Source organism: Variovorax sp. dw_308 (assembly GCF_019207085.1).
Taxonomy (GTDB): Bacteria; Pseudomonadota; Gammaproteobacteria; order Burkholderiales; family Burkholderiaceae_C; genus Variovorax.
The window spans coordinates 1-20,983 of sequence record NZ_JAATOM010000046.1 but is presented as its reverse complement, the minus strand read 5'-3'; the positions used below and the strand labels follow the sequence as shown (position 1 = coordinate 20,983).

Annotated in this window: 20 protein-coding genes; 13 read left to right on the top strand and 7 right to left on the bottom strand. The window is 58.3% G+C overall.

Annotated elements, in window-relative coordinates:
• Positions 1 to 1,167: 1,167 nt before the first annotated feature.
• Positions 1,168 to 2,685: a CoA-acylating methylmalonate-semialdehyde dehydrogenase gene (locus tag HCU76_RS35305; protein WP_218511923.1), complete on the bottom strand. Its 1,518-nt coding sequence runs from the start codon at positions 2,683 to 2,685 to the stop codon at positions 1,168 to 1,170.
• Between the two features lie 25 nt (positions 2,686 to 2,710).
• A complete protein-coding gene (locus HCU76_RS35300) occupies positions 2,711 to 4,063 on the bottom strand; it encodes an aspartate aminotransferase family protein (RefSeq protein WP_218511922.1) in 1,353 nt (450 codons plus the stop codon).
• A 99-nt stretch (positions 4,064 to 4,162) separates the two neighbouring features.
• On the opposite strand from HCU76_RS35300, the gene HCU76_RS35295 reads away from it, so the two are divergent.
• On the top strand, positions 4,163 to 5,104 hold the full coding sequence (locus HCU76_RS35295) for a LysR family transcriptional regulator (RefSeq protein WP_218511925.1): 942 nt from the start codon (positions 4,163 to 4,165) through the stop codon (positions 5,102 to 5,104).
• Positions 5,105 to 5,115: 11 nt separating this feature from the next.
• Here the strand turns inward: HCU76_RS35295 and HCU76_RS35290 are convergent, their stop codons facing one another.
• From HCU76_RS35290 to HCU76_RS35280, 3 genes are all read right to left on the bottom strand, one after another.
• Entirely contained in the window at positions 5,116 to 6,105 is a 990-nt protein-coding gene (locus HCU76_RS35290) for a tripartite tricarboxylate transporter substrate binding protein (RefSeq protein WP_218511921.1), read from the bottom strand.
• Positions 6,106 to 6,117: 12 nt separating this feature from the next.
• Positions 6,118 to 6,888 carry a class II aldolase/adducin family protein gene (locus HCU76_RS35285; protein ID WP_371319956.1) on the bottom strand — a complete coding sequence of 257 codons (771 nt, stop codon included), beginning with the start codon at positions 6,886 to 6,888 and terminating at the stop codon, positions 6,118 to 6,120.
• Between the two features lie 142 nt (positions 6,889 to 7,030).
• A complete protein-coding gene (locus HCU76_RS35280; protein WP_218511920.1) occupies positions 7,031 to 7,903 on the bottom strand; it encodes an IclR family transcriptional regulator in 873 nt (290 codons plus the stop codon).
• Positions 7,904 to 8,037: 134 nt separating this feature from the next.
• Here HCU76_RS35280 and HCU76_RS35275 point away from each other — a divergent pair, with 134 nt between their 5' ends.
• Both HCU76_RS35275 and HCU76_RS37430 read left to right on the top strand, forming a co-directional pair.
• The gene (locus HCU76_RS35275) at positions 8,038 to 8,256 is read left to right on the top strand and encodes a hypothetical protein (protein ID WP_218511919.1); all 219 of its coding nucleotides are present in this window, start codon (positions 8,038 to 8,040) and stop codon (positions 8,254 to 8,256) included.
• Positions 8,220 to 8,939, top strand: a complete 720-nt coding sequence (locus tag HCU76_RS37430; protein ID WP_218511918.1) for a nitroreductase family protein — start codon at positions 8,220 to 8,222, stop codon at positions 8,937 to 8,939. The genes HCU76_RS35275 and HCU76_RS37430 overlap by 37 nt, the downstream gene beginning before the upstream one ends.
• A 16-nt stretch (positions 8,940 to 8,955) precedes the next feature.
• Here the strand turns inward: HCU76_RS37430 and HCU76_RS35265 are convergent, their stop codons facing one another.
• Entirely contained in the window at positions 8,956 to 10,215 is a 1,260-nt protein-coding gene (locus HCU76_RS35265) for an FAD-binding oxidoreductase (RefSeq protein ID WP_218511917.1), read from the bottom strand.
• Positions 10,216 to 10,226: 11 nt separating this feature from the next.
• Complete coding sequence (locus HCU76_RS35260; RefSeq protein ID WP_218511916.1) at positions 10,227 to 11,597, bottom strand: dihydroorotase family protein; 1,371 nt, start codon at positions 11,595 to 11,597, stop codon at positions 10,227 to 10,229.
• A gap of 205 nt (positions 11,598 to 11,802) precedes the next feature.
• Here HCU76_RS35260 and HCU76_RS35255 point away from each other — a divergent pair, with 205 nt between their 5' ends.
• The 10 genes from HCU76_RS35255 (at position 11,803) to cofE (ending at position 20,729) form a co-directional block, all read left to right on the top strand.
• Positions 11,803 to 12,672 carry a carbon-nitrogen hydrolase family protein gene (locus HCU76_RS35255; protein WP_218511915.1) on the top strand — a complete coding sequence of 290 codons (870 nt, stop codon included), beginning with the start codon at positions 11,803 to 11,805 and terminating at the stop codon, positions 12,670 to 12,672.
• A 116-nt stretch (positions 12,673 to 12,788) separates the two neighbouring features.
• The gene (locus tag HCU76_RS35250) at positions 12,789 to 13,778 is read left to right on the top strand and encodes an LLM class flavin-dependent oxidoreductase (protein WP_218511914.1); all 990 of its coding nucleotides are present in this window, start codon (positions 12,789 to 12,791) and stop codon (positions 13,776 to 13,778) included.
• 16 nt (positions 13,779 to 13,794) lie between these two features.
• Positions 13,795 to 14,823, top strand: a complete 1,029-nt coding sequence (locus HCU76_RS35245; protein WP_218511913.1) for a GTP-binding protein — start codon at positions 13,795 to 13,797, stop codon at positions 14,821 to 14,823.
• Positions 14,824 to 14,837: 14 nt separating this feature from the next.
• Positions 14,838 to 15,548, top strand: a complete 711-nt coding sequence (gene npdG / locus HCU76_RS35240) for an NADPH-dependent F420 reductase (RefSeq protein ID WP_218511912.1) — start codon at positions 14,838 to 14,840, stop codon at positions 15,546 to 15,548.
• Positions 15,549 to 15,578: 30 nt separating this feature from the next.
• The gene (locus HCU76_RS35235) at positions 15,579 to 15,929 is read left to right on the top strand and encodes a RidA family protein (protein WP_218511911.1); all 351 of its coding nucleotides are present in this window, start codon (positions 15,579 to 15,581) and stop codon (positions 15,927 to 15,929) included.
• Between the two features lie 6 nt (positions 15,930 to 15,935).
• Positions 15,936 to 17,090 carry a 7,8-didemethyl-8-hydroxy-5-deazariboflavin synthase CofG gene (gene cofG / locus HCU76_RS35230; protein WP_218511910.1) on the top strand — a complete coding sequence of 385 codons (1,155 nt, stop codon included), beginning with the start codon at positions 15,936 to 15,938 and terminating at the stop codon, positions 17,088 to 17,090.
• Between the two features lie 14 nt (positions 17,091 to 17,104).
• A complete protein-coding gene (cofH, locus tag HCU76_RS35225) occupies positions 17,105 to 18,385 on the top strand; it encodes a 5-amino-6-(D-ribitylamino)uracil--L-tyrosine 4-hydroxyphenyl transferase CofH (RefSeq protein WP_218511909.1) in 1,281 nt (426 codons plus the stop codon).
• Positions 18,382 to 19,335: a 2-phospho-L-lactate transferase gene (gene cofD, locus HCU76_RS35220; protein WP_218511908.1), complete on the top strand. Its 954-nt coding sequence runs from the start codon at positions 18,382 to 18,384 to the stop codon at positions 19,333 to 19,335. The genes cofH and cofD overlap by 4 nt, the downstream gene beginning before the upstream one ends.
• Positions 19,336 to 19,337: 2 nt before the next feature.
• Positions 19,338 to 19,955 (top strand): 2-phospho-L-lactate guanylyltransferase, encoded by a 618-nt coding sequence (cofC, locus tag HCU76_RS35215; RefSeq protein ID WP_218511907.1) that lies wholly within the window; start codon positions 19,338 to 19,340, stop codon positions 19,953 to 19,955.
• A 27-nt stretch (positions 19,956 to 19,982) separates the two neighbouring features.
• Positions 19,983 to 20,729 carry a coenzyme F420-0:L-glutamate ligase gene (gene cofE / locus HCU76_RS35210; RefSeq protein WP_218511906.1) on the top strand — a complete coding sequence of 249 codons (747 nt, stop codon included), beginning with the start codon at positions 19,983 to 19,985 and terminating at the stop codon, positions 20,727 to 20,729.
• Positions 20,730 to 20,983: the final 254 nt, after the last annotated feature.

Genomic DNA, 20,983 nt, shown 5'->3' with positions numbered 1-20,983 from the left:
ACTCGGCCGGGAACGAGCGTGTGGATGAACTACAGTTACCGCCCGCGCAGATTTGCCGGGCATGATCTGCGCCCGCGTCGAGGCATGTCAATGAAAATCTTTGACTCCGCAGGCTATGCAGCCGCAGGCGGACTTCCGCCGAGAAGGACTGAGGGCCTGTACCTGCGCGAAGAAACGCATCCCGGCCTGTGCTGGATGCCACTGACGGTAAAACCCAGCCCCCGTTGCCGGCGTAGTCAGCGGTAGAGCGGCAGCATCCCAAGCGGTGGACACAGTCCCGGGAAACGGCAGTCAGTTCATCGCTGCATTGCAGACGATCACCCGCCGATCGCCAATGCCCGCAACGGGCCCCGACCTCCACTTGGAGGACCAAAATAGCGGTCGTTCGATCCTGCCAAGGCGCGTCGCCCATAGAGCATGCAGCCGAGCTACGTCTGCAGTACCTTGTGACCGGCCGTAGATGACGTGGCCGACTTCACGCTCGGAAGACCGGTCTCAGACGTACAGCGTGAATTCAACCCGGGCGCGGGAACACCCGCAATCGCTGCAATGCCGTCCTAAAGTTTGGTTGCAACAGGCAACCCGCGCCGTTGCAGTATCGAACAACATTCATGTTGGTCACGCAAGCGGGTCACGCCGATCTCCATCCCTTCTATTGCGGGCGAGCCAAATGCAGCACTGCAAGGAATAATTTGGCAAAGCAACAACGAAGCTCTCCGTCATCCCCGCACGCCGAGATAACGATGACACGGCTAGACTGCGGGCTCGCTGCGAGTCGCACGCACGGCCATAGTCGCCAACTTCACATGGTCCTGCATTGTGACGGCGGCGGGTGCGGCGGCTGACGATCCATGGCCCTCACGGCCGGTCGGTTTCATCGTTCCCTTCGCAGCCGATGAGACGACGACGGATTGCTTACCGAACGTCGCCATGCATTGCGCTCGCAGCCGCGCCCTCGTCGTCGATGCAATAGCGGGCGGCACGACCTTCAGCATTCTCGTGCCGGCCCACGCGATCAACCCGAGTCTACGTACCAAGTTGCAAAACGACACGCTTTAGGATTCGCTACCGTCCCTCAACTCCACCCCTCAGTTAGTCGGTACGCGGCACTGACGCCTATGATGCGTCTCAAGAACAACTGATGGCATGGCGATGCGAATCCCCTCTCTACTTCGCCGTCGGCATTACGAACTCCGCTCCCTCGCCGATGCTTTCTGGCCAGCGCTGCATGATCGACTTCTGTTTGGTGTAAAACCGCAGGCCTTCTTCGCCATAGGCGTGCATATCGCCGAACAGCGAACGCTTCCAGCCGCCGAAGCCGTGCCAGGCCATCGGCACCGGAATCGGCACGTTAATGCCGACCATCCCGACTTCTACACGGCGGCCGAACTCGCGCGCTACGTTGCCGTCCCGGGTAAAGCAACTCACGCCGTTCCCGAACTCATGCGCGTTGATGAGTTCCACCGCCTGCTTTAGGTCTTGCACCCTCACGCAAGACAGCACCGGACCAAAGATCTCTTCCTTGTAGATGCGCATCTCAGGCGTCACGTGGTCAAACAGCGTGCCTCCCATCCAGAACCCATCGCCACAACCCTCACCCGTGACGGAGACGTCGAAGTCACGACCGTCGACGAGCAACTTTGCACCCTCCTCGACCCCCTGCGCGATGTATCCGGTGATGCGCACATGCGCTGCCCGAGTAACGATCGGACCCATCTCGGCCGCTAGATTCTCGCCAGCAAGCACTTTCAGCTTCTTGGTTCGCTCGACTAACTTTGGTAGCAGTCGCTCCGCCACGTCTCCCACGAGCACGGCCACGCTGATGGCCATGCATCGCTCGCCAGCCGAGCCGTAGCCGGCGCCAACCAGTGCATCTACCGCTTGATCGACGTCGGCATCGGGCATCACGACCATGTGGTTCTTCGCACCGCCTAGTGCCTGCACGCGCTTGCCGTGGCGCGCGCCAGTCTCGTAAATGTAGTTCGCGATGGGTGTGGAGCCGACGAAGCTGATGGCCTTGACGTCCGGATGTTCGAGAAGCGCGTCCACCGCTTCTTTGTCTCCCTGCACGACATTGAAGACGCCGTCGGGCAACCCGGCTTCCGACAACAGTTCGGCCATGCGCAGCGAGGCGCTCGGGTCGGTCGGGCTGGGCTTCAGGATAAAGCAGTTCCCGGCTGCGATTGCCACGGGGAACATCCACATCGGCACCATCGCGGGAAAGTTGAAGGGCGTGATGCCCGCGACCACGCCGAGCGGCTGGCGCAACGTCCAATTGTCGATGCCGGTGGAGACCTGGTCAGTGAAGTCGCCCTTGAGCAGTTGCGAGATGCCGCATGCGAATTCCACAATGTCAATGCCGCGGCTGACTTCACCTTGGGCATCTGTAAATACCTTCCCGTGCTCCGCTGTGATCAGATGCGCAAGTTCGTCCTTATGTTCATTGAGAAGTTGCAGGAACTTGAACATCACGCGCGCGCGCCTGATCGGCGGAGTATTCGACCAAACCGGGAATGCGGCCTGAGCTGCTGCGACCGCGGCACCTACTTGCGCCGTGCTCGCTAGGCCAACGAGGCCCGAAATCGCACCGGTCGCGGGGTTAGTGACCTGCTGGCAACGGTTGGAAGCATTAGGCACCGGCCTTCCGTTGACGAAATGATTGATTCGGGCGATTTGCTTGGTCATGTGGTGTCTTGGTGAATTCATCGGCTCACGCGGTTTCGACAAGGGCGTCGGCGAGGGCGTTGATCAGCCGATCGATCTCAGCCTTTTCGGCCACAAATGGAGGAGCGAGTTGAATGGTGTCGCCTCCGCAACGCACGTAGAAGCCTTTGCGCCAGCAAGCCATGGCCACTTCAAAAGGGCGTCGGGCCGGCTCACCAGGGTGCGATGCCAACGTGATACCAGCGGCCAAGCCGAAGTTTCGAATGTCGATCACGTGTTTGCTGTCTTTGAGGCTATGAACAGCGTCCTCGAAGTGAGGTGCTAGCTCTTGCACTCGCCCGACCATGTTTTCGCGCTGAAGGACGTCCAGCGCGGCGATGCCGGCAGCGCAAGCGACCGGATGCGCTGAGTAGGTGTAGCCGTGAGGGAATTCAACCATGTACTCAGGGCCGCCGGCGGCCATGAACGTCTCGTAGATTTCCCGGCTCGCAATCACAGCGCCGAGCGGCTGCGCGCCGTTCGTCACCTGCTTGGCCACGTTCATGATGTCGGGCACCACGCCGAAAGCAGCAGAACCGGTGATCGCACCGCAGCGACCGAAACCTGTGATCACTTCGTCAAAGATGAGCAGGATGTTGTTCGCTGTGCAAATGTCGCGCAGACGCTGCAAATAACCCTGTGGCGGTACGATCACGCCGGCCGACCCAGACAGGGGCTCAACGATGACCGCCGCGATATTCGACGCATCGTGCAACGCGATCAGGTCCAAGAGACGGTCGGCAAGATGGGCCCCTTCGGTCGGCATGCCGCGAGTGAACGCGTTGGCTGCCATTTGGGTGTGGGGAAGATGGTCAGCATCGACGCCGTGACCGAACAGCTTGCGGTTGCCGCCAATGCCTCCGACCGAGATCCCGCCGAAGTTGACGCCGTGATAGCCCTTCTCACGCCCAATGAGCCGCGTCTTGCTGGCTTGCCCCTTGGCGCGCCAATAAGCACGAGCCATCTTCAACGATGTGTCAGCGGCTTCCGATCCTGATCCCGTGAAAAACACGTGGTCGAGCCCTGCAGGCGCGAGGTCTTTCAGTTTGTTAGCCAGCTCGAATGAAAGAGGATGGCCGAACTGGAAGGCGGGAGCGTAGTCGAGCTTGGCAATTTGACGGCTCACCGCCTCCGTGATTTCCGGGCGACCATGGCCGAGTCCAGTGCACCAAAGACCCGACAAGCCGTCGAACACTTTGCGTCCGCTGTCGTCAGTGAAGTAAGCGCCCTTGGCTTCGACAACCATCCTGGGGTCAGCCTTGAAGTTTCGGTTGCCGGTGAACGGCATCCAGTGCGCTTCTAACCAAGCGGCGTCGGTGCGGTGCGACGCTTCATGCGACGAGACGGTGAATGCGGTCATTTGAGTCGCCTGCTGAGCAGGAAAGAGTGGGTGGGCCGGATTGTTAACTTCGCCGTTATTCTTGAAAATGATGCAATATCAAAACTTAGTTGCTGGTCGATGCAAGTGAAGCCAAACGAGAGAAGCCGTGCACTGCTGGGCCAGGTCAGTGACATTGACCTGCGCCTGCTGAAGGTGTTCAAAAGCGTGGTGGACTGTGGGGGCATGACGGCAGCCGAACTGGAACTGAACATTGGCACCTCCACGGTAAGCCGGCACATCAAGGATCTCGAGGCGCGCCTGTCGCTCGTTCTTTGTAGGCGGGGTCGAGCGGGCTTCGCCCTTACCGCCGACGGTCAACGGATCTACGAGGAGACCTTGCGTTTGCTCGCCGCCGTGGAGGCGTTTCGCAGCAGCGTTGACGATATTCACCTTCGCTTGGGCGGGCAGATAGACGTAGCGGTGTTCGACAAAACCGCAACCAATCCACTAGCCCACATGGATGACGCCATCGCGCGTTTCACTTCGATGGCACCCGACGTGCGATTGAATGTCCACGTGGGTTCGATCAACGCGATCGAACGCGGAGTCCTTGACGGCGTTTATCAAGTCGGCGTCATTCCTGTCCACCGAAGCTCCAAGGCCCTCGCCTATGCCGACTTGTTCGGCGAAACCATGTTTTTGTACTGCGGCTCACGGCATCCGCTCTTCAATTTGCCACATACCGGGCTGACTTGGGCGAAGTTACGCAGTTATGCGTTCGCCGGCCTCGGGTTTCATTCTCCAAACATGGAACTGAGTCATCGTGCCCGTTTGGTGAACAAGGCCACGGGATTCGATCAAGAGGCAATTGCGATGCTCGTGCTCTCGGGCCGGTATCTGGGCTTCCTGCCCAACCACTACGCCAGAGTCTTCGAGAAGGACGGCTTGATGCAAGCGATTGAATCTAAGCGGTTTCGCTACTCCTGCCGATTCGTCAGCATATTGCGCCGCTCGCCTGAACCGACCCGTGCGACTCTCATGCTCCAAGAGTGCCTAGTTGCTGCGCATCAAGCGACCTAAGCGGCGCTCGCTCATTCAGGAACGATTGACACGCTGATCGCAAGCTTCTTCCATTTCTCAATTTCTGCTGCAAGGAAAGATCGAAAAACCGCGCGGGAGTCGCCCGTCGGCAAGATGCCGCGGGATTTCATAGTTTCCGACAGGTCCGGTGACTTCAGTACAGCCACAGTTTCAGCGTTCAAGCGGTCAAGCACCGCCTCCGGCGTGCCGGATGGGGCAAACAGTCCAAACCACGTTGACGCCGAAAAGCCTGGCAAACCACTCTCGCTGACCGTTGGAATAACTGGAGCGGAAGAAAGACGCTGCTGAGACGTGACGGCCAGCGCCCGAAGCTTGCCGGCTCGCACATTCGGCATTGCCGCCGTGGGAGTATCGAAGCTGTATTGAATTTGGCCACCCATCAGATCTGACATCGAAGGTCCACTCCCCCGATAGGGCACGTGCGAGGTCTGGATGCCAGCGGCAAGGCTAAACAACTCCCCGGTCAGGTGATTGGAAGTGTTGTTGCCGAGTGATGAATAGTTGAGCTTGCCCGGGTTCGCCTTTGCGTAGCCGATCAGCGACTTCACATCAGTGACCGGCACCGCGGGGTTGGAGACCAGCAGGAAAGGCACAAGCCCGATGGAACTGATGGGGGCAAGGTCTTTGGTGGGCGAATAGTGAAGCGCCTTGAATGTGGTTGGCGCGATGGATACCTCTGGCGAGGCCGCGAAGAGCAGCGTGTAGCCATCCGCAGGTGCCCGGCTTACAGCAAGCGCTCCGATCGTGCCGCTGGCGCCTGAGCGGTTATCCACAATGATTGGCTGCCCCAGTTTGCGCGACACGACTTCGGCGAACAGGCGAGCCGTAATGTCCGTGCTTCCGTCTGGCGGGTAGGCAACGACCAAGCGTATGGTGCGATCCGGCCACCCGTCGGCCGCCGCCTGCAACGGTTGCCAAGCAGCTACGGCAGTGACCAAGGCGACCAGCGCCGTTCTTGCGCGATTTTCAAACAAGGCCAAAACTAGACGCCCCTAGTCTCTGAAAGAGGGGTCGATTTTTTCCATCAGCCGGAGCATCGCAGCAAGGCTCAATTCGCCATCGTCCCCATCCAGAACACCTGCATGCTTTGCGGCGACTTCGACGTCTACCTTGCGGATTGGCAAATTCATTGCCAACGCGGTTGTCTGCACCTTGCAAGCCGTCTCCAACCAGTAGAGGCGCTGGAATGCACGAGCGATCGATGTTCCGCAGGTAAGTATCCCGTGGTTTCGCAGCATCAAATAGTTCTTCTCTCCAAGGCTGGACACAAGGGCTGCGCAGTCGGACTCGTCGGCATGAACGCCGGCAAAGTCGTGATAGCCGATACGTCCATGCGCAGCCGAACCAGCAAAGTCCACGGGAAGGATTTCGGTTTCGACAGCTGCCATGGCCATCCCCGCAGTTGTGTGGGTGTGCATGACACACACTGCGTCTTCGCGCGCCGTATGAATTGCGCTGTGGATGAAAAAACCGGCAGGGTTCACCGGGTACTTGCTCGGCTCGACGATGTTCGCTTGGGCGTCGATCTTCACTAGGTTCGACGCTGTGACTTCGTCGAACCGCAAACCAAAGGGATTGATTAAGAAGTGCTTTTCGGGGCCGGGCAGCGCAACCGTGATATGTCCAAAGGTGAGGTAGTCCCATCCAAGGTGCGCGAACAACCTGTAGGTACCCGCAAGCTGGACCCGAAGCTCCTGCTCGGTTTGCTTGCCCGAGCCCATGCTCAGCTCTGCAAGCGAAAGAACTGTTCCGTAACTCGCCACGACGCTCTCCTTACAAAATGCAATTTGGCAGCATCTTGCTGCGATACTTTTGTATCGTATAGAGAACCGGCTGTGTTGGCAACTGGAGGAGAGGGTCGCTCCCTGGGTACCTTGAGAAATCGACGTGCGCCGGGTTAGAACATCAAGGATTCGCGCAGAAGCCAAGCGCCGAGGAGATCTCCAGCGCCTTCTGCACCGCTATCGGCATCAATTTCTCCTCCACCTGAGCGACCGTCCAGCGCGACGTGGGGACGGCAATGTTCAAGGCGGCGACGACGCGTCCAGCAAAGTTAAATACAGGAGCCGCGACTGAGATGTCACCCACAAACGCCTCTTGGTTGCTGATGAAGTAGCCAGCACGCCTGATCTGACGAAACGTAGAGACGATCTTTTTCTTGTCAGTGACGGTATACGGCGTGTAGGCCTTGATGTCAGACTTCTCGAGGATCCAGTTCGATTCGCCATCTTCCATGAATGCAAGGATTGCGCGACCGGGTGCAGTACAAAATGCAGGCAACTTGGAGCCAATGGAAAGGTCCACACTGATCTGATGGAAACCCGGATACCGAAGCAGGTAGACAACGCTCAATCGGTCCAGGAGCGTGAGGTTGACGGTTTCCTCAGTCTGCAGGTTCGCCGCTCTCATGATTGACGTCGCTTTTTCCCGCAGGCCCTCGGTGCCGAGGTAAGAGCTTGCCAGATCGAGGATCTGTGCGGAGATGGAGTAGGCCTTAGTTTCGCGATCCTGATTGACATAGCCCAACGCTGTCAAAGTGTGCAGGAACCGCTGAGCCGAACTCTTTCCCATGTCCGTTACCTTGACGACCTCGGAGAGCCCCATTGGGACAGGCGATGTCCCAAGGATTCGGAGGACCTCAAACGCCTTGTCAACGGAACCCACGTAGAGCCCGCTGTCCGACTTGGAGTTTGTTTTCTCTTCCACAACTCCCGTCTCTTCCGTGGAGGCCACCGGCGCAACGCCTTGCTCGCCACTACTTTCAGATTTCACTGTCATAGATGAATGAAGGAGTTATCGAGTCAGAGTTTATCGACCCCGGCAAGGTTGACTGAACGGGGCGTATCGCAATAAGATCAAAGTGTATCGAAAAACGCAGATGTTGGCTGCGGTTTCGTCAACCTAAGGCCTCTATGAAGCCCATTCAACTTGATGTTCACGAATTCGATCCAAGTCCGGCTGCTGCTCCTGCTCAGGACGTGCAGCGCACGATGATCTTCAGCCCGTTTCCGGGAGTCTTCGCCACCTATGAAGAGGAGGAGGCGGAGGCGGCAACACCTCTGGCGAACTCAGACCTGATCGCCTTCGCGATTGCATGCGTACTAATATTCTCGGCCCTGTTACTCTATTGAGCGGTTGCCGATTGGTGCCTTGGAGGGATGGCGGGCTAGAGGCAAGTAGCGCCGCATCGCCGCCCAGCGCACGGATCAGACAGTCGATTCGACGATATACGTCCGCACCGGTTCCTGCGTCGGTCCTGGAGCGCATCTTGGTTGCTGCAACCTCAGCAGCGTCCGCCCACAACCGTCAGCCTTGGCGTTTTGTCGTTGTAGAAGAGCAGCGCCTCAAGGACCAAATCTCTGACGCAATGGCCGATCGTTTGCGCAAGGATCGCACCGCCGACGGTGACGCGGCGCAGGCCGTCGAAGCCGACGTGCTTAGGTCTCGAAGCCGAATACGCGAGGCGCCGGTATTGATTTTTGTGTTCGCGACGATGGAAGACATGGATCAATATCCTGATGCGGGACGGCGTCAGGCGGAGCAGACCATGGCAGTCCAGAGCACGGCGATGGCAACGCAGAACCTCCTTAACAGCGCTCACGAAGAACAACTAGGTGCTTGCGTCATGTGTGCCCCTTTGTTCTGCGCAGACCTTGTCGGTAGCGCATTGGGGGTGCCTGAGCGATGGGCAGCGCAAGCGCTTGTCACCGTGGGTTGGCCAACGGTCCGCGGTCCGATTCGCGCACGGCTTCCAATTGACAAGGTTGTTTGGAGGCTCGGATCTGCAGTTTCAACGACACCGCTCTCTCCGTAGGAGGGAGCGTGTGAGGTCAGAAGCGATCCGGCCTGTAGGGCTCAAGATTTACGCTGGGCTCTTTGCCTCCGATCAAGTCGCTGACGATCTTGGAGGTCATGGGCGCGCAGGTCATCCCAAGATGACCGTGCCCAAAGGCAAAGTAGACCGATGGAAACTTCGTCGCTCGCCCGATGACGGGTAGCGAATCGGGCAAGCAGGGCCGATTGCCCATCCACTCCGAATAGTGCGCTGTCTCAAGGCCTGGAAACAGCGATTTGCTGTGGCGCAAAAGGCCTTCGACGCGACGCGAGTTCGCTGGCGCGTCCAGACTGCCAAATTCCACCGTGCCCGCCACTCTTAAGCCGAACTCCATCGGAGTGGCGAAGCACTTCGTTTCCGAGGCTACGACTGGGCGACTGATGCTGACACCGGACTCGGGAAACATGACGTGATAGCCGCGCTGTGATTCAAGAGGAATTGAATCGCCAAGTTCGGCAGCGAGCGTGTGGGACCAAGCCCCGGCCGCGACAACGATCGCATCGCTTTCGATCAAGCGGCCCGACGCCCGAATTCTGACCTGCTGATCAGCACTGACATCAAAGCCCTGCACGCTGAGCTCCTCAATGCGCCCCCCGTTCTGAACGAACGCGACTCCGACTTCCTTGATGAGCCTGGCAGGATTGATGATCATGCCCTCATTGGGCAGAAAGACGCCATGCGTGAATGTATGAGCCACGGCTGGCTCGAGATCCCTGATCTCGCCGGCGGCCACGTCTCGGACCTCCACGCCTCGGGCTCGCCGAAGTGCCCATCCCGCCGCGTCCTTCAAAAGGCCTTCGGCACTTTGGTACACCTGCAACTGGCCGGTGACTTCGAACAGCGAGCGAGCTCCAACCTGGTCGACGACCTCCTGGTAAATCTTCAAGGAGGGCGCTGTGAGAGCTTTGAGCGCATGTGAAATCCGCTCCACGCTGTCAGCGCCTGAAGCTACAAGGAATCGTACGAGCCAAGGAAGGACTTGAATCGCGTGGTCGCCTCGAATGTGTAGCGGTCCATCCGGATCCAGCATCCAGCCTGGCACCTGCTTCCACATGCCAGGCATACCAAGAGGTACGACCGATCCGGCGCTGACGCTGCCCGCATTGCCGGTCGAGCAGCCCAGTCCATAGAGGTCTCTTTCAAGGACAGTGACCATGAAGCCGCTTCGTAGAAGACTCCATGCAGTCAGCATTCCCACGATACCGCCGCCGATTACAGCGACGCTTCGTACAGGCTTGGTGTAGGTTGTGTTCATTTGCGTCCGGATCAGGCAGCGTGTGACGAGGTCCGTGACAAGAACTTTCCAAAGCCCTGCTTGCCCACAAGCTCACCGTCTTTCATCACGGTGCTGCCACGGAGCATGGTCAGAACCGGCCAGCCCTTAAGCGTCCATCCGTCGTACAAGCTGTAGTCCGAGAACGAAACGAAATCCTTCGCTGAAACCACCTTTTCCTTGTCCAAGTCCACGATGGTCAGGTCGGCGTCGAAGCCGACGGAGATGTCACCTTTGAAATCGCCGATGCCGAAGATGGTTGCGGGATTCTTGCAAAGCAATTGACTAACGCGCTGGAGACTCAGGCGACCCTTGTGGACCCCTTCGCTCAGGAGAATCTGCAGAATCGTCGGCGTGGCCGGGAAACCTTGAGACGATTGCCAGATGTCCTTTTGCTTAGTGGCCTTCTTGCGAGCGACGTGGTCGGCTCCTACTACTTGAACCGTGCCATCAGCGAGCGCCTCCCAAAGCGCCTCCACGTCGTCCGCAGTCTTCAAGGGCGGGTTCGCCTTGCCAATACTTCCGACATCCGAATCCATCGTGTGGGTCAGGTACTGCGGGCACGTCTCCGCGTGAACAAGGCTTGAATGCTCCCGAAAAGCGCGGATCTCGGCCAATGCAAGCCGGCTGGTGACGTGAACGAAGTAAATGTTGCAGCCGGTTTGCTTGGCGCAGTACATCGCCTTGACGGTATCAAGCGCCTCGTTGATCGTCGGCTTGGATTCAGACCAGGCGCGCAGCGAATCCCTTCCTTCGCGCTGCAGCTTGGCACGTGTCCTGCGTACGATTTCGATGTTCTCGGGATGGATAGAAAGCTTCGCCTCCGGATAGTGGGCGACCGCTTGCATCAGGTCGAGCATGAACCCCTCGTCCGCCCCGGTGAGGCCAAGGTAAAGGCCTTCGTCCCCTTTGAAGTTTGTGAAGTACTTGAACGACGTCACGCCGAATTCTTCAATGTACTTTGGCACTTCCGCGAGGTGTTCCTCCTGCGCCATGCCGAAATGAAAGGCGAAGTCGATGTGCGACTGGCTCTCGCCGAGCGCTTTTTGCGCTGGGAATGATTCGGAATACGGCACGCTGTTCAGCAGGTATCCCAAGACGGTGGTGAAACCTCCTTGAGCGGACGCGCCGGTCTCAGTTGCATATTCGTCCGCACTTCCTGCGATCCCAAAGTGCATGTGGGCATCAATAAGACCCGGAAAGACGAATTTTCCGCTCGCGTCGATGATTTCTTTAGCGTTGGCGTCGTGCCCCATCTCGAGGAGCGCCGCGATCTTGCCGTTACGTATTCCTATGTCCACTCGGCGCTCGCCGAGGTTGGGGAAGACAACGGTTCCGTTCTGGACGATGCAATCAAATTCCATGTGTGACTCCAGGTTTCAAGGCACCGAACCAGTGCAGCACGCACTAGTTCGGGAGGGAGGGGCTAGGCATGCCAATACCAAAAATTTCGACGTCCCACTTGACCCGTGTCTCGGATCGGCATACGATAAAAATGTATCTTATGAAGATACGCCAAGGCCGTCAAGCTGGCTGTCCCTTGGATCGATCAACCTTTGAAAGACGCTCATGAGCAAGAAGTTAATCGTCGGTTCGGCACAGACCGGCCCAGTGGAGTCCGAGGACATGGCCTCGATGGTTCCCACCGCAATCTCCATGATCGAGAAGGCTGCAGAGCAGGGCGTGCAAATGCTCACGTTCTGTGAGCTCTTCATGTCGCCCTTCTTCCCGAACAAGCTCATCGAGAATTTCGACCGGTTCTTCGTTCGTCAGGACTCCGAACTGCTCTTGCAGATCCGCGAGGCGGCGAAGAAGCACGACATGGCGCTGATCCTTCCCTACGGCGAGCACGCTGACACCGGCATGTACAACTCAGCGATGGTCTGCGACAGGAAGGGCAAAATCGTCGGGACCTATCGCAAGACCCATATTCCCGCGTACTTCCCTAACGAGAAGGCCGGTGGCACGGGCAGTTTCGAAAAGTTCTACTTCACGCCAGGCAACGACCTGCCGGTCTTCGACGTCGATGGCGTTCGCATCGGCGTGCAGATCTGCAACGACCGGCTGTATCCGGAACCGTCGCGCGTACTCGCGATGCGTGGGGCGGAAATCATCTTCATGCCGATCTGCTATTCCGTGTACAGCGACCCGGAGCACCGCAACGCCATGTGGCCCCTGGCCATGCGCGCTCGCGCCCTGGAAAACGGCGTCTACGTTGTCGCTTCCAACAAGGTGGGTGCCGAAGGCGTGCGTGAGCACTTGGGCCGAAGCATGATCGTCGACCCCCGCGGCACGATCCTGAAGGAAGCCAGCAACACGATCGCAGAGCTCATCGTCCAGGAAATCGACATCGCCAACGTCAGCGCGCAGCGCAAGAAATTCCCGTGGTGGCGCGATCGTCGCCCCGATCTGTACAAGATCCTTTCCAGCGGCGAATGACCGATGGGGTGCTCCTTGCTCGCGCACCGGGACCATCGGTAGCACCGGTGGTCACTTGTCCTAACGATCAAGCCTGTGCTGGGCACCTTGGTCGCCATTTTGGTTTGAAAGGATAGATGATGAAGTTCAGTGTGGGTACCTACCCAAATGTCAGCGCACAAGAAATGGTTGCGACCGGCATACTTGCAGATCGACTCGGATTTCACACCATGTGGGTGCCCGACTCCCACCTGCTTTGGCGGGAGGCATATGTGCTGCTTGGCGCGATCGCTAGCCAGACGAAACGCATTCGCCTCGCGACCGCAGTCACCAATCCCATGACTCGTCACCTGACGGTGACGTCGAGCGCGTTCTCGACGCTTGACGAACTCAGCGGCGGCCGCGCGACCCTTGGCATCAGCGTTGGTGACAGTGCCTTGAAGACAATGGGCCTGCAGATCTCGACAGTGGACAACTTCGAGGCATCGCTCAAGATGATTCAGGACCTCTTACGCGGTGAAACCGTTGACGTGCCCGGAGGCGATACGGCCACCATCAGCCACGCCATCGATCGCAAGGTGCCAATCTATGTCGCTTCGACCGGTCCTCGGATGCTGAAGCTCGCTGGACGAATGGCTAACGGAGTCGTGTTGATGAACGGCGTTGCGCCTGATCTCCTACAGGCCGCGATCGACAAGGTTCACGAAGGCGCCAAGGAAGTGGGCCGCGACCCAGCCGAGATCAAGATCGTCGTCTGGGCGGCTTGCCACGCGAACGATGAGAATCCCAGCGAGTCTATCAACGCTGTCAAATACAACATCGCGCGGGCGATCCTTCGAGGAATGCCTGGCGAAGTAGACGCGTTGACCAAAGCCACGGCCGAGAAGGTCAAGCAAGCGTATAACTATGCGCAACATGGAAGCGCGGAAGCGGACTTCGCAGCCTTGGTGCCCGACGAGCTTGTTCCCCGCTATACCTTCGCTGGCACCGGCGCAGACGTCAAGAGGCAAGTCGATGCCTTAGCTGGTCTGGGCATCGATGAAATCGCTTTTGCCATTCCGGATGCGGCAAGCATCAAGCCGCGCGATGAAGTCATCGAAGTTCTGGCCGCAAACGTCCTGAAGTAGGCGGCAGAAATCGGCCATGTCAGCGCTGTTCCCTCACGCTATCTTTGTGACCTTTCTCACCGGATTTCTGGGGAGCGGAAAGACGACGGCCCTCAATGCGTTGCTGCGGGATGGTCGGCTTCGCGACACCGCAGTGATCGTCAACGAGTTTGGTGAGGTAGGGCTCGACCACTTGCTTATTTCTCAAGCGGACGAGAACGTCGTGTTGCTCGACTCAGGGTGCATTTGCTGCACCATAGGTAACGGTCTGGTCGATACGCTTGAAACTCTCTATCGACATCGACTTCAAGCCAGGGTGCCTAATTTCAGCCGGATCGTGGTCGAGACGACCGGCCTGGCTGATCCGGTTCCGATGCTCAAACTCGTGATCGCCGACAAGTTCGTCGCTAAGCATTTCGCGATCAACGGTGTACTTACCACGGTCGACGGAGTCAACGGGCTTGAACAGATCCTCGACCACTCGGAAGCCCGAAATCAAGTTGCTCTCGCGAGCCACGTGCTCCTAACGAAGACCGACCTTTGCGCTCCTGAAACAGTTGACGTCCTCAAATCATCGGTGCGATCCCTTAACGCCACCGCTGCGGTGTCGCGTTCAAAGGAGGTCGCGCCGGGTGTTGTAGATCTCCCCCACGGGGTCTTCGACTTCATCTACGCGAATGCCGATTCGAACAACTTGCTCGATCTGCAGTTGAGCGGGCCTGACAACGAGGAACCTGCCCCTATTCGATCGGGTCCGTTGGGTCCCTTCAATCATGACGCTCGGATCGATTCCCACGCCTACTTCTGGAACGAATCGATACCGTGGGAGAAGTATTCCATGTGGCTTGAGAAGTTGCGGCGTATCCCACCTCAGGACTTGCTGCGCGTGAAAGGCCTTTTGGAACTGGGTGAGTATCGCAAGCCCTACGTCATCCAAGGCGTCCAACACGTCTTCGCGGCGCCGGCAAGGCTTTCTTCTTGGCCGTCGACGGATCATCGCAGTCGACTGGTCGTCATCGCGCGGGGAGTTCAGAAAGACGCGCTAAATGAAATCTTCTCCAACTAGCTTTTCTCAAAATCATGACCACCACATCGAATCCTACCCAACAGACCATTGCGATCCTCGGAGGAACCGGGCCCCAGGGCCAGGGGCTCGCCCTACGCTTTGCCCGAGCGGGTATTCCCGTTGCCCTGGGCTCGCGCGATGGTGAGCGCGCCAAGGCTATCGTGGCTGAACTCAACCAAAAGTTGAGCCAATATAGCGATGCCCATCCCGTTGTCGGATTGGACAATAAGTCAGCCGTCAAAGCTGCCGATCGAGTCGTGATGCTAGCGGTGCCCTACTCGGGTCATGATGAGACGATTCGGGCCATCAAGCCGATGATCGAGTCAAAGATTCTTGTCGATCTGGTCGTGCCACTTGCACAAGGCAACCCGCGCGCAATAGCGATGCCGGCGGAGGGCTCCGCGACAGAAGCTGCACAGGCGCTTCTTGGCAGCGAGTACAGGGTCGTTGGTGCATTACATAACGTGTCGGCGCACACTCTGAACGCGTTGGGAGAGACGATCAACTGTGACATTCTGGCGTGCGGTAACGACGTCGCGGCAACTGACGAGATCGTCGAACTTGTAAAGTCCCTCGGAGTTGAGGCCTACAACTGTGGACCGGCGGTCAACGCTCGATGCATCGAGGCCATCACACCGATGTTGATCCGCCTCAACATCAGCAAAAAGGTGCCGTTCAGCCACGCCGGCATCCGGATCTGGGCTCCCGCCAAGGTCCCCGTCTGAGGTCTCACCACTCTCAACCTTCAAACAGACATGAACATCCAAAGATTTAAGGTCGGCCAGCGCCTGTCCAAAATCGCCGTCCACGCGGGGGTGGCCTACCTCTCAGGTCAAGTGCCTCAAGATCCGTCGATGGACATCGAAGGTCAAACTCGATCAGTGCTCCAGCAAATCGACAACCTGCTCGCGGAGGCCGGCAGCGACAAAAGTCGAATTCTCCAGTGCCAAATCTTCCTTGCAAACATCAAGGACATCGACGCGATGAACATCGTTTGGGATGCCTGGGTCGCCGCTGACAACGCACCGCCGCGTGCCACGGTTGAGGCGAAGCTTGGCAACCCTGCTTGGAAGATCGAGATCGTGCTCACTGCGGCCCTATCCTAAGCAGCCATGACCTCTCGCTCTGAATGCCTAGGTTATGAGCATGCCGCTGGCGAGGAACTAGCGAATTTGCTCGCCTCGGCCGCTCGAAAGAGAGACGAACACTGGGGTCGGGTGGCTACGTACTCGAGGAAGGTGTTCATTCCATTGACGAATCTGTGCCGTGACAGTTGTGGGTATTGCACCTTCGTTAAACAGCCGGGCGAACCGGGCGCAGGCTTTTTGAGCCCTGATGAAGTCATGAAGATCGCGCGCCGCGGTGAGGAGCTCGGCTGCAAGGAAGCGCTGTTCTCCTTGGGAGAGAAGCCGGAGCTTCGGTATCCAGAGGCTGCCCGAATGCTCGAGACGCTTGGCTATTCGAGCACACTCGAATATGTTGTTGCTATGTGCGACCTCGTGCTCAAAGAGAGCACGCTGATCCCGCACGTGAACCTGGGAACTATGACGCGAAGCGAAGCACGACGTTTGAAAGAAGTCTCCGGAAGCGTCGGGATGATGCTCGAGAACATCAGTCGGCGCCTTGTTCGGCCGGGCATGGCGCACCACGCTTGTCCCGACAAGGTCCCGGTACAGCGAATTCGGACCTTGGAGGCAACTGGTGCGGAATCAACGCCTACGACGACGGGAATCCTGATCGGCATCGGCGAAACATGGTCCGAGCGTGTTGATAGCCTTGAAGCCATCGCATCCTTGCACCGGCGATATGGCCATATTCAGGAGGTCATTGTCCAGAACTTCAAGGCCAAGCCCGGCACGGCGATGTCGCGACATTCCGAACCCGATCTGAGTGACATGCTTCGTACCTTGGCGGTGGCGAGACTGATTCTTCCGGCCGAGGTGTCCCTGCAGGCACCTCCCAACCTTAGCGAGGCCTTCGAAAGCTATCTGGACGCTGGCATCAACGACTGGGGAGGAGTATCCCCTTTGACCGCCGACCACATCAATCCGGAATGCGCCTGGCCGGCGATCGACGAAATTGAGTTCCGCTGCGCCCAGAAAAACGTCGTGCTTGTTGAAAGACTAACGACCTACCCGCGCTACGTCCGGGACAAGGACTTCGTTGCTCCACGCGCTGCGGCAGCTCTGAGCCGCATGGCTCGAGCAGACGGTTATGCCCTGGAACAGATTCACGCCGACCCCGATACGGCCGTGCTCATCGACTGAGAAGGACTTTAGCTATGTTCGAACTTCACGATGCTCAGCCGCGCGCCGCTGACCAACTGCTCAAGCCAATGGGAGGGCTCCTCTCGGAATGCACTCCCGGAGTTCGCGAGATCCTTGAGCTCGCGCTCAGTGGCGAGGAAGTGTCGCGTAAGCAGGGCGAGGCGCTCTTTCGGTGCTCGCCCCGTGAACTGTCCGCGGTAATGCGAGCAGCTGATACTGTCAGGAAGCAACGCAGCGGGGACGAGGTCAGTTTCGTGGTCGTCCGAAACATCAACTTCACAAATGTCTGCTACATGGGCTGCCGGTTCTGCGGCTTTGCCAAGCGCAAAGAGGACGCGGAGGCGCAATGGATCAGCATGGAAGAGGTCGCGCATCGCGCCCAGGTTGCCTGGGATCGCGGTGCTACAGAAGTGTGCATGCAGGGAGGACTCCATCCAGATCTTCCCCCCACGTACTACCGAGATCTCGTTCTCGCGGTGAAGAAGCAAGTGCCCAATATGCACGTTCATGCCTTTTCGCCTTTCGAGGTCTGGTTTGGTGCGCACAAGCGAAAAATGCCGACGAAGGAGTTCCTGCTCGAGTTGAAGGACGCGGGCCTGGGTTCTATGCCTGGCACAGCGGCCGAGATCTTGGACATTGAGGTCCGCAAGCAACTGACTCGCAACAAGCTGACCACTGAGGCATGGGTTGACACGATTCGCACTGCGCACGAAGTCGGCTTGCGGAGCACCTCAACGATCATGTACGGGCACGTGGATGGGCCCTCCCATTGGGCCGCGCACATCGACCTCTTGCGGTCTATTCAAAAGGATACTGGCGGATTCACTGAGTTTGTGCCCTTGGGATTTGTGCATTCGGAATCACCCCTATACGTTGAAAAGGCTATCCCCGGCGTGAGAGCCGGTGCGACCATGGAGGAGCACATCAAGATGCACTCAATCGCGCGCCTGATGCTCGCTCGATGGATAGACAACATTCAGGTGTCCTGGGTCAAGCTGGGAGCGCAGCGCGCGGGTGATTTGCTCCATGCAGGTGTAAACGATCTGGGTGGGACGTTGATGGACGAATCCATCTCGCGGTCGGCCGGCGCGGACTTCGGGGAAGAGCTAACCTCCACCGAGATGGTGCGTCTCATCCGCTATGCGGGTCGCAGGCCGGTGCGCAGGAACACTCTCTATGAAAGGCTAGAAGATTTTGACGATCACGAACCCGTGGACTTGGGGACGCTGAAACCGCGAAGCCACGATCCGATTCAATTCGTTCGTTCGGTGACCGGCTCGAGAGTTGTCCCATGAGCGTCGACCCCAAGCAGATCAAGGTCGTCGTGATCGCCGGGGGGGTAGGCGGCGCACGGATGGCTCTAGGCTTTCTTAACCGCCCTGAGGTAGACATGACAGTCGTCGTCAACGTCGGGGACGATGACTGGTTTCATGGCTTGAGGGTCTGTCCGGATCTGGATACCGTCCTATACACGTTGGCTGGCGTTGTGAATCCCAAGCACGGATGGGGCGTGGACGGCGACACCACACGCTCGCTTTCTGTCCTGCAAAAATTGGAGGCGCCTGACACGTGGATGACGCTCGGAGATGCTGACCTCGGCCTTCATATCTATCGTTCTACGGCTCTGCGCGCAGGTGGGTCACTCACCGAGGTCATGTCACTCGTGGCGCAAAAATTCGGCGTGAAAGCCACCTTGCTGCCAGTCACCGATGAGGAATGCCCGACGTTGATCAAGACGACGTCTGGTCTTCTAAGATTTCAGGAGTGGTTTGTCAGAGACCGGGGACAACCCGCCGTGAAGGCAGTGGTCACCGACAGCGCGAAGCATGCGCATGTCACAGCCGGAGTGCAGTCGGCGATCCGCGAAGCAGATGTCATTGTCATTGCGCCATCGAATCCCTTCTTGTCGATCGGCCCGATGCTTTCAGTTGGCAATTTTCGTGCGCTTCTCTCGGAGTGCTCCGCCAAGCGGGTGGCCGTCTCGCCGCTCATTGGTGGCAAGGCGGTGAAAGGCCCGCTGGTTAAGTTACTGCAAGATCTTGAGGAGCCGGTCAGTTCGGAAGCTATCGCCGCACGGTACGAAGGTCTTATCGATGCCTTCGTGATCGATGCAGACGAAGAACCTGAAGATGACTGGCGTGCCGGAGTGCCGTACCAGATCGTTCAGATGCCCACACTCATGTCGGACGCCGACAAGTCTCGCGAACTAGCAACGCGCATCTGTAGCCTTGCAGAAGGGCTTTAAGCATGAAGACCGTAGTTGCCATCCCGATGAAGGATCTAGCCGAGTCGAAGACGCGCCTCTCGCCGTATATGTCTTGTGAGCGACGCGCACATCTTTCGAGTAGTCTTTTTGATCGGGCGCTGACCTTCTTCGAATCGCAGTTTCCATCGACGCAGCGCCTTGTGGTCACTTCGTCGAGAGGCATCGCCGAGCGGGCTCGACAAGGTGGCTCGTTGGCGATCAGTGAAGGCCCCCCCGCAGGCTTAAATGCTGCGGCGGAAGTCGCATTCGCCTGGGCGCGCGCGAATGCGTTTGATCGCCTTATCCTTGTCCCTGCCGACATCCCGGTCTGGCTTGCCCAGGAGGCAAGGCAATTGCTGGAGAGCGCAGATCGCAACGATGTCGCGATCGCTCGCGCGGGAGACGGCGGCACAAACGCGATAGTCTTGAATTTGAATCGCGTGTGCGAGTTCAACTTTCTCTACGGTCATGAATCCGCGTTGCTGCATGAGAAATACTGTGCGTCCGCAGGTCTCTCGTGCGAAGTTTCCAGACTCCCATTCATGGGTCATGACATTGATACGATCGAGGATTGTCTCGTCTTGAGCCATTCGATGCGCTTCGAACTTTTGCTTGCCTGATCCCCTATGCGTCTCGAAATTTTTAGCTTGGACGGTATCCCCGAAGTTCTTCCGGGCGACGACCTGGGGGAACTGATTCAGCGCACATTCTTGAAATGCGGCCATGTCTGGGAAGATGGCGACGTGATTGCCGTCGCGCAGAAAGTCGTCTCGAAATCTGAGGGACGCTTCCGGCGCCTTGCGGACATCGTGCCCGACGCTCGCGCCCTGGAGATCAGCACTCGATGCGGCAAGGACCCGCGAAAAGTTCAAGCCATCCTTGACGAGAGTGTCGACGTTGTCAGGATTGTCGCGGCGCCCCCCGACGGCATCATCATCGCTCGACACAAGCATGGTTGGGTGTGTGCGAACGCGGGCATCGATGAATCGAACCTGGGTGACCACGAGGGCGAGCTGCTTCTCCTTCCAGTCGATCCCGACGCGAGCGCGACAGCCATCGCTGACAGTATCGAACGGGTTGCCGGGATTCGTCCTGGTGTGGTCGTCACGGACACATTTGGTCGACCCTGGAGAAAGGGCCTGGTGAACATCGCCATTGGAAGCGACGGCATTGATCCCTTTGTCGATTGGGTTGGCAAAGCGGACGCCTATGGTCGCCTGCTCTCTGTGACCCAACAGGCGTTTGCGGATGAGGTCGCGGCGTCGAGCGGTCTTCTCATGGTCAAGGACGGAAATTGCCCAGTGATTGTGTTTCGGGGCCTGCAGTGGACTCGCAGCGCAAACGCGAGTTGCAGACGTTACGTTCGCGCCTTGAGCGAGGATCTTTTCCAGTAGTCAGCGAGGCAGTTGGCAAAGCGCAATCCGTATGAGCCGCACACACGTCCTTCAACAATTTCAGCAACGTCCTCAAGCGTCTGCTCAATTGCTCAATAGCCACTGGCGCAGCCGCGCCGCGGTGCTGCCGCCTCGCCGCCCTGCTGGATCTGCGTCCGCCGTGGGACGGACGCACCGCCTACTTAAACTGCGAAAATCGCCGCGCTACCGCGCTACATAATCTCGTCCCGGCCCGTATGGCCCCCCCGTGGGCG

Bases quoted from the DNA above. Each gene is read 5' to 3' on its own strand.
- HCU76_RS35305 (WP_218511923.1), bottom strand. From the start codon at position 2,685: ATGACCAAGCAAATCGCCCGAATCAATCATTTCGTCAACGGAAGGCCG.
- HCU76_RS35300 (WP_218511922.1), bottom strand. From the start codon at position 4,063: ATGACCGCATTCACCGTCTCGTCGCATGAAGCGTCGCACCGCACCGAC.
- HCU76_RS35295 (WP_218511925.1), top strand. From the start codon at position 4,163: ATGCAAGTGAAGCCAAACGAGAGAAGCCGTGCACTGCTGGGCCAGGTC.
- HCU76_RS35280 (WP_218511920.1), bottom strand. From the start codon at position 7,903: ATGACAGTGAAATCTGAAAGTAGTGGCGAGCAAGGCGTTGCGCCGGTG.
- HCU76_RS35275 (WP_218511919.1), top strand. From the start codon at position 8,038: ATGAAGCCCATTCAACTTGATGTTCACGAATTCGATCCAAGTCCGGCT.
- HCU76_RS37430 (WP_218511918.1), top strand. From the start codon at position 8,220: ATGCGTACTAATATTCTCGGCCCTGTTACTCTATTGAGCGGTTGCCGA.
- HCU76_RS35265 (WP_218511917.1), bottom strand. From the start codon at position 10,215: ATGAACACAACCTACACCAAGCCTGTACGAAGCGTCGCTGTAATCGGC.
- HCU76_RS35260 (WP_218511916.1), bottom strand. From the start codon at position 11,597: ATGGAATTTGATTGCATCGTCCAGAACGGAACCGTTGTCTTCCCCAAC.
- HCU76_RS35255 (WP_218511915.1), top strand. From the start codon at position 11,803: ATGAGCAAGAAGTTAATCGTCGGTTCGGCACAGACCGGCCCAGTGGAG.
- HCU76_RS35250 (WP_218511914.1), top strand. From the start codon at position 12,789: ATGATGAAGTTCAGTGTGGGTACCTACCCAAATGTCAGCGCACAAGAA.
- HCU76_RS35245 (WP_218511913.1), top strand. From the start codon at position 13,795: ATGTCAGCGCTGTTCCCTCACGCTATCTTTGTGACCTTTCTCACCGGA.
- npdG (WP_218511912.1), top strand. From the start codon at position 14,838: ATGACCACCACATCGAATCCTACCCAACAGACCATTGCGATCCTCGGA.
- HCU76_RS35235 (WP_218511911.1), top strand. From the start codon at position 15,579: ATGAACATCCAAAGATTTAAGGTCGGCCAGCGCCTGTCCAAAATCGCC.
- cofG (WP_218511910.1), top strand. From the start codon at position 15,936: ATGACCTCTCGCTCTGAATGCCTAGGTTATGAGCATGCCGCTGGCGAG.
- cofH (WP_218511909.1), top strand. From the start codon at position 17,105: ATGTTCGAACTTCACGATGCTCAGCCGCGCGCCGCTGACCAACTGCTC.
- cofD (WP_218511908.1), top strand. From the start codon at position 18,382: ATGAGCGTCGACCCCAAGCAGATCAAGGTCGTCGTGATCGCCGGGGGG.
- cofC (WP_218511907.1), top strand. From the start codon at position 19,338: ATGAAGACCGTAGTTGCCATCCCGATGAAGGATCTAGCCGAGTCGAAG.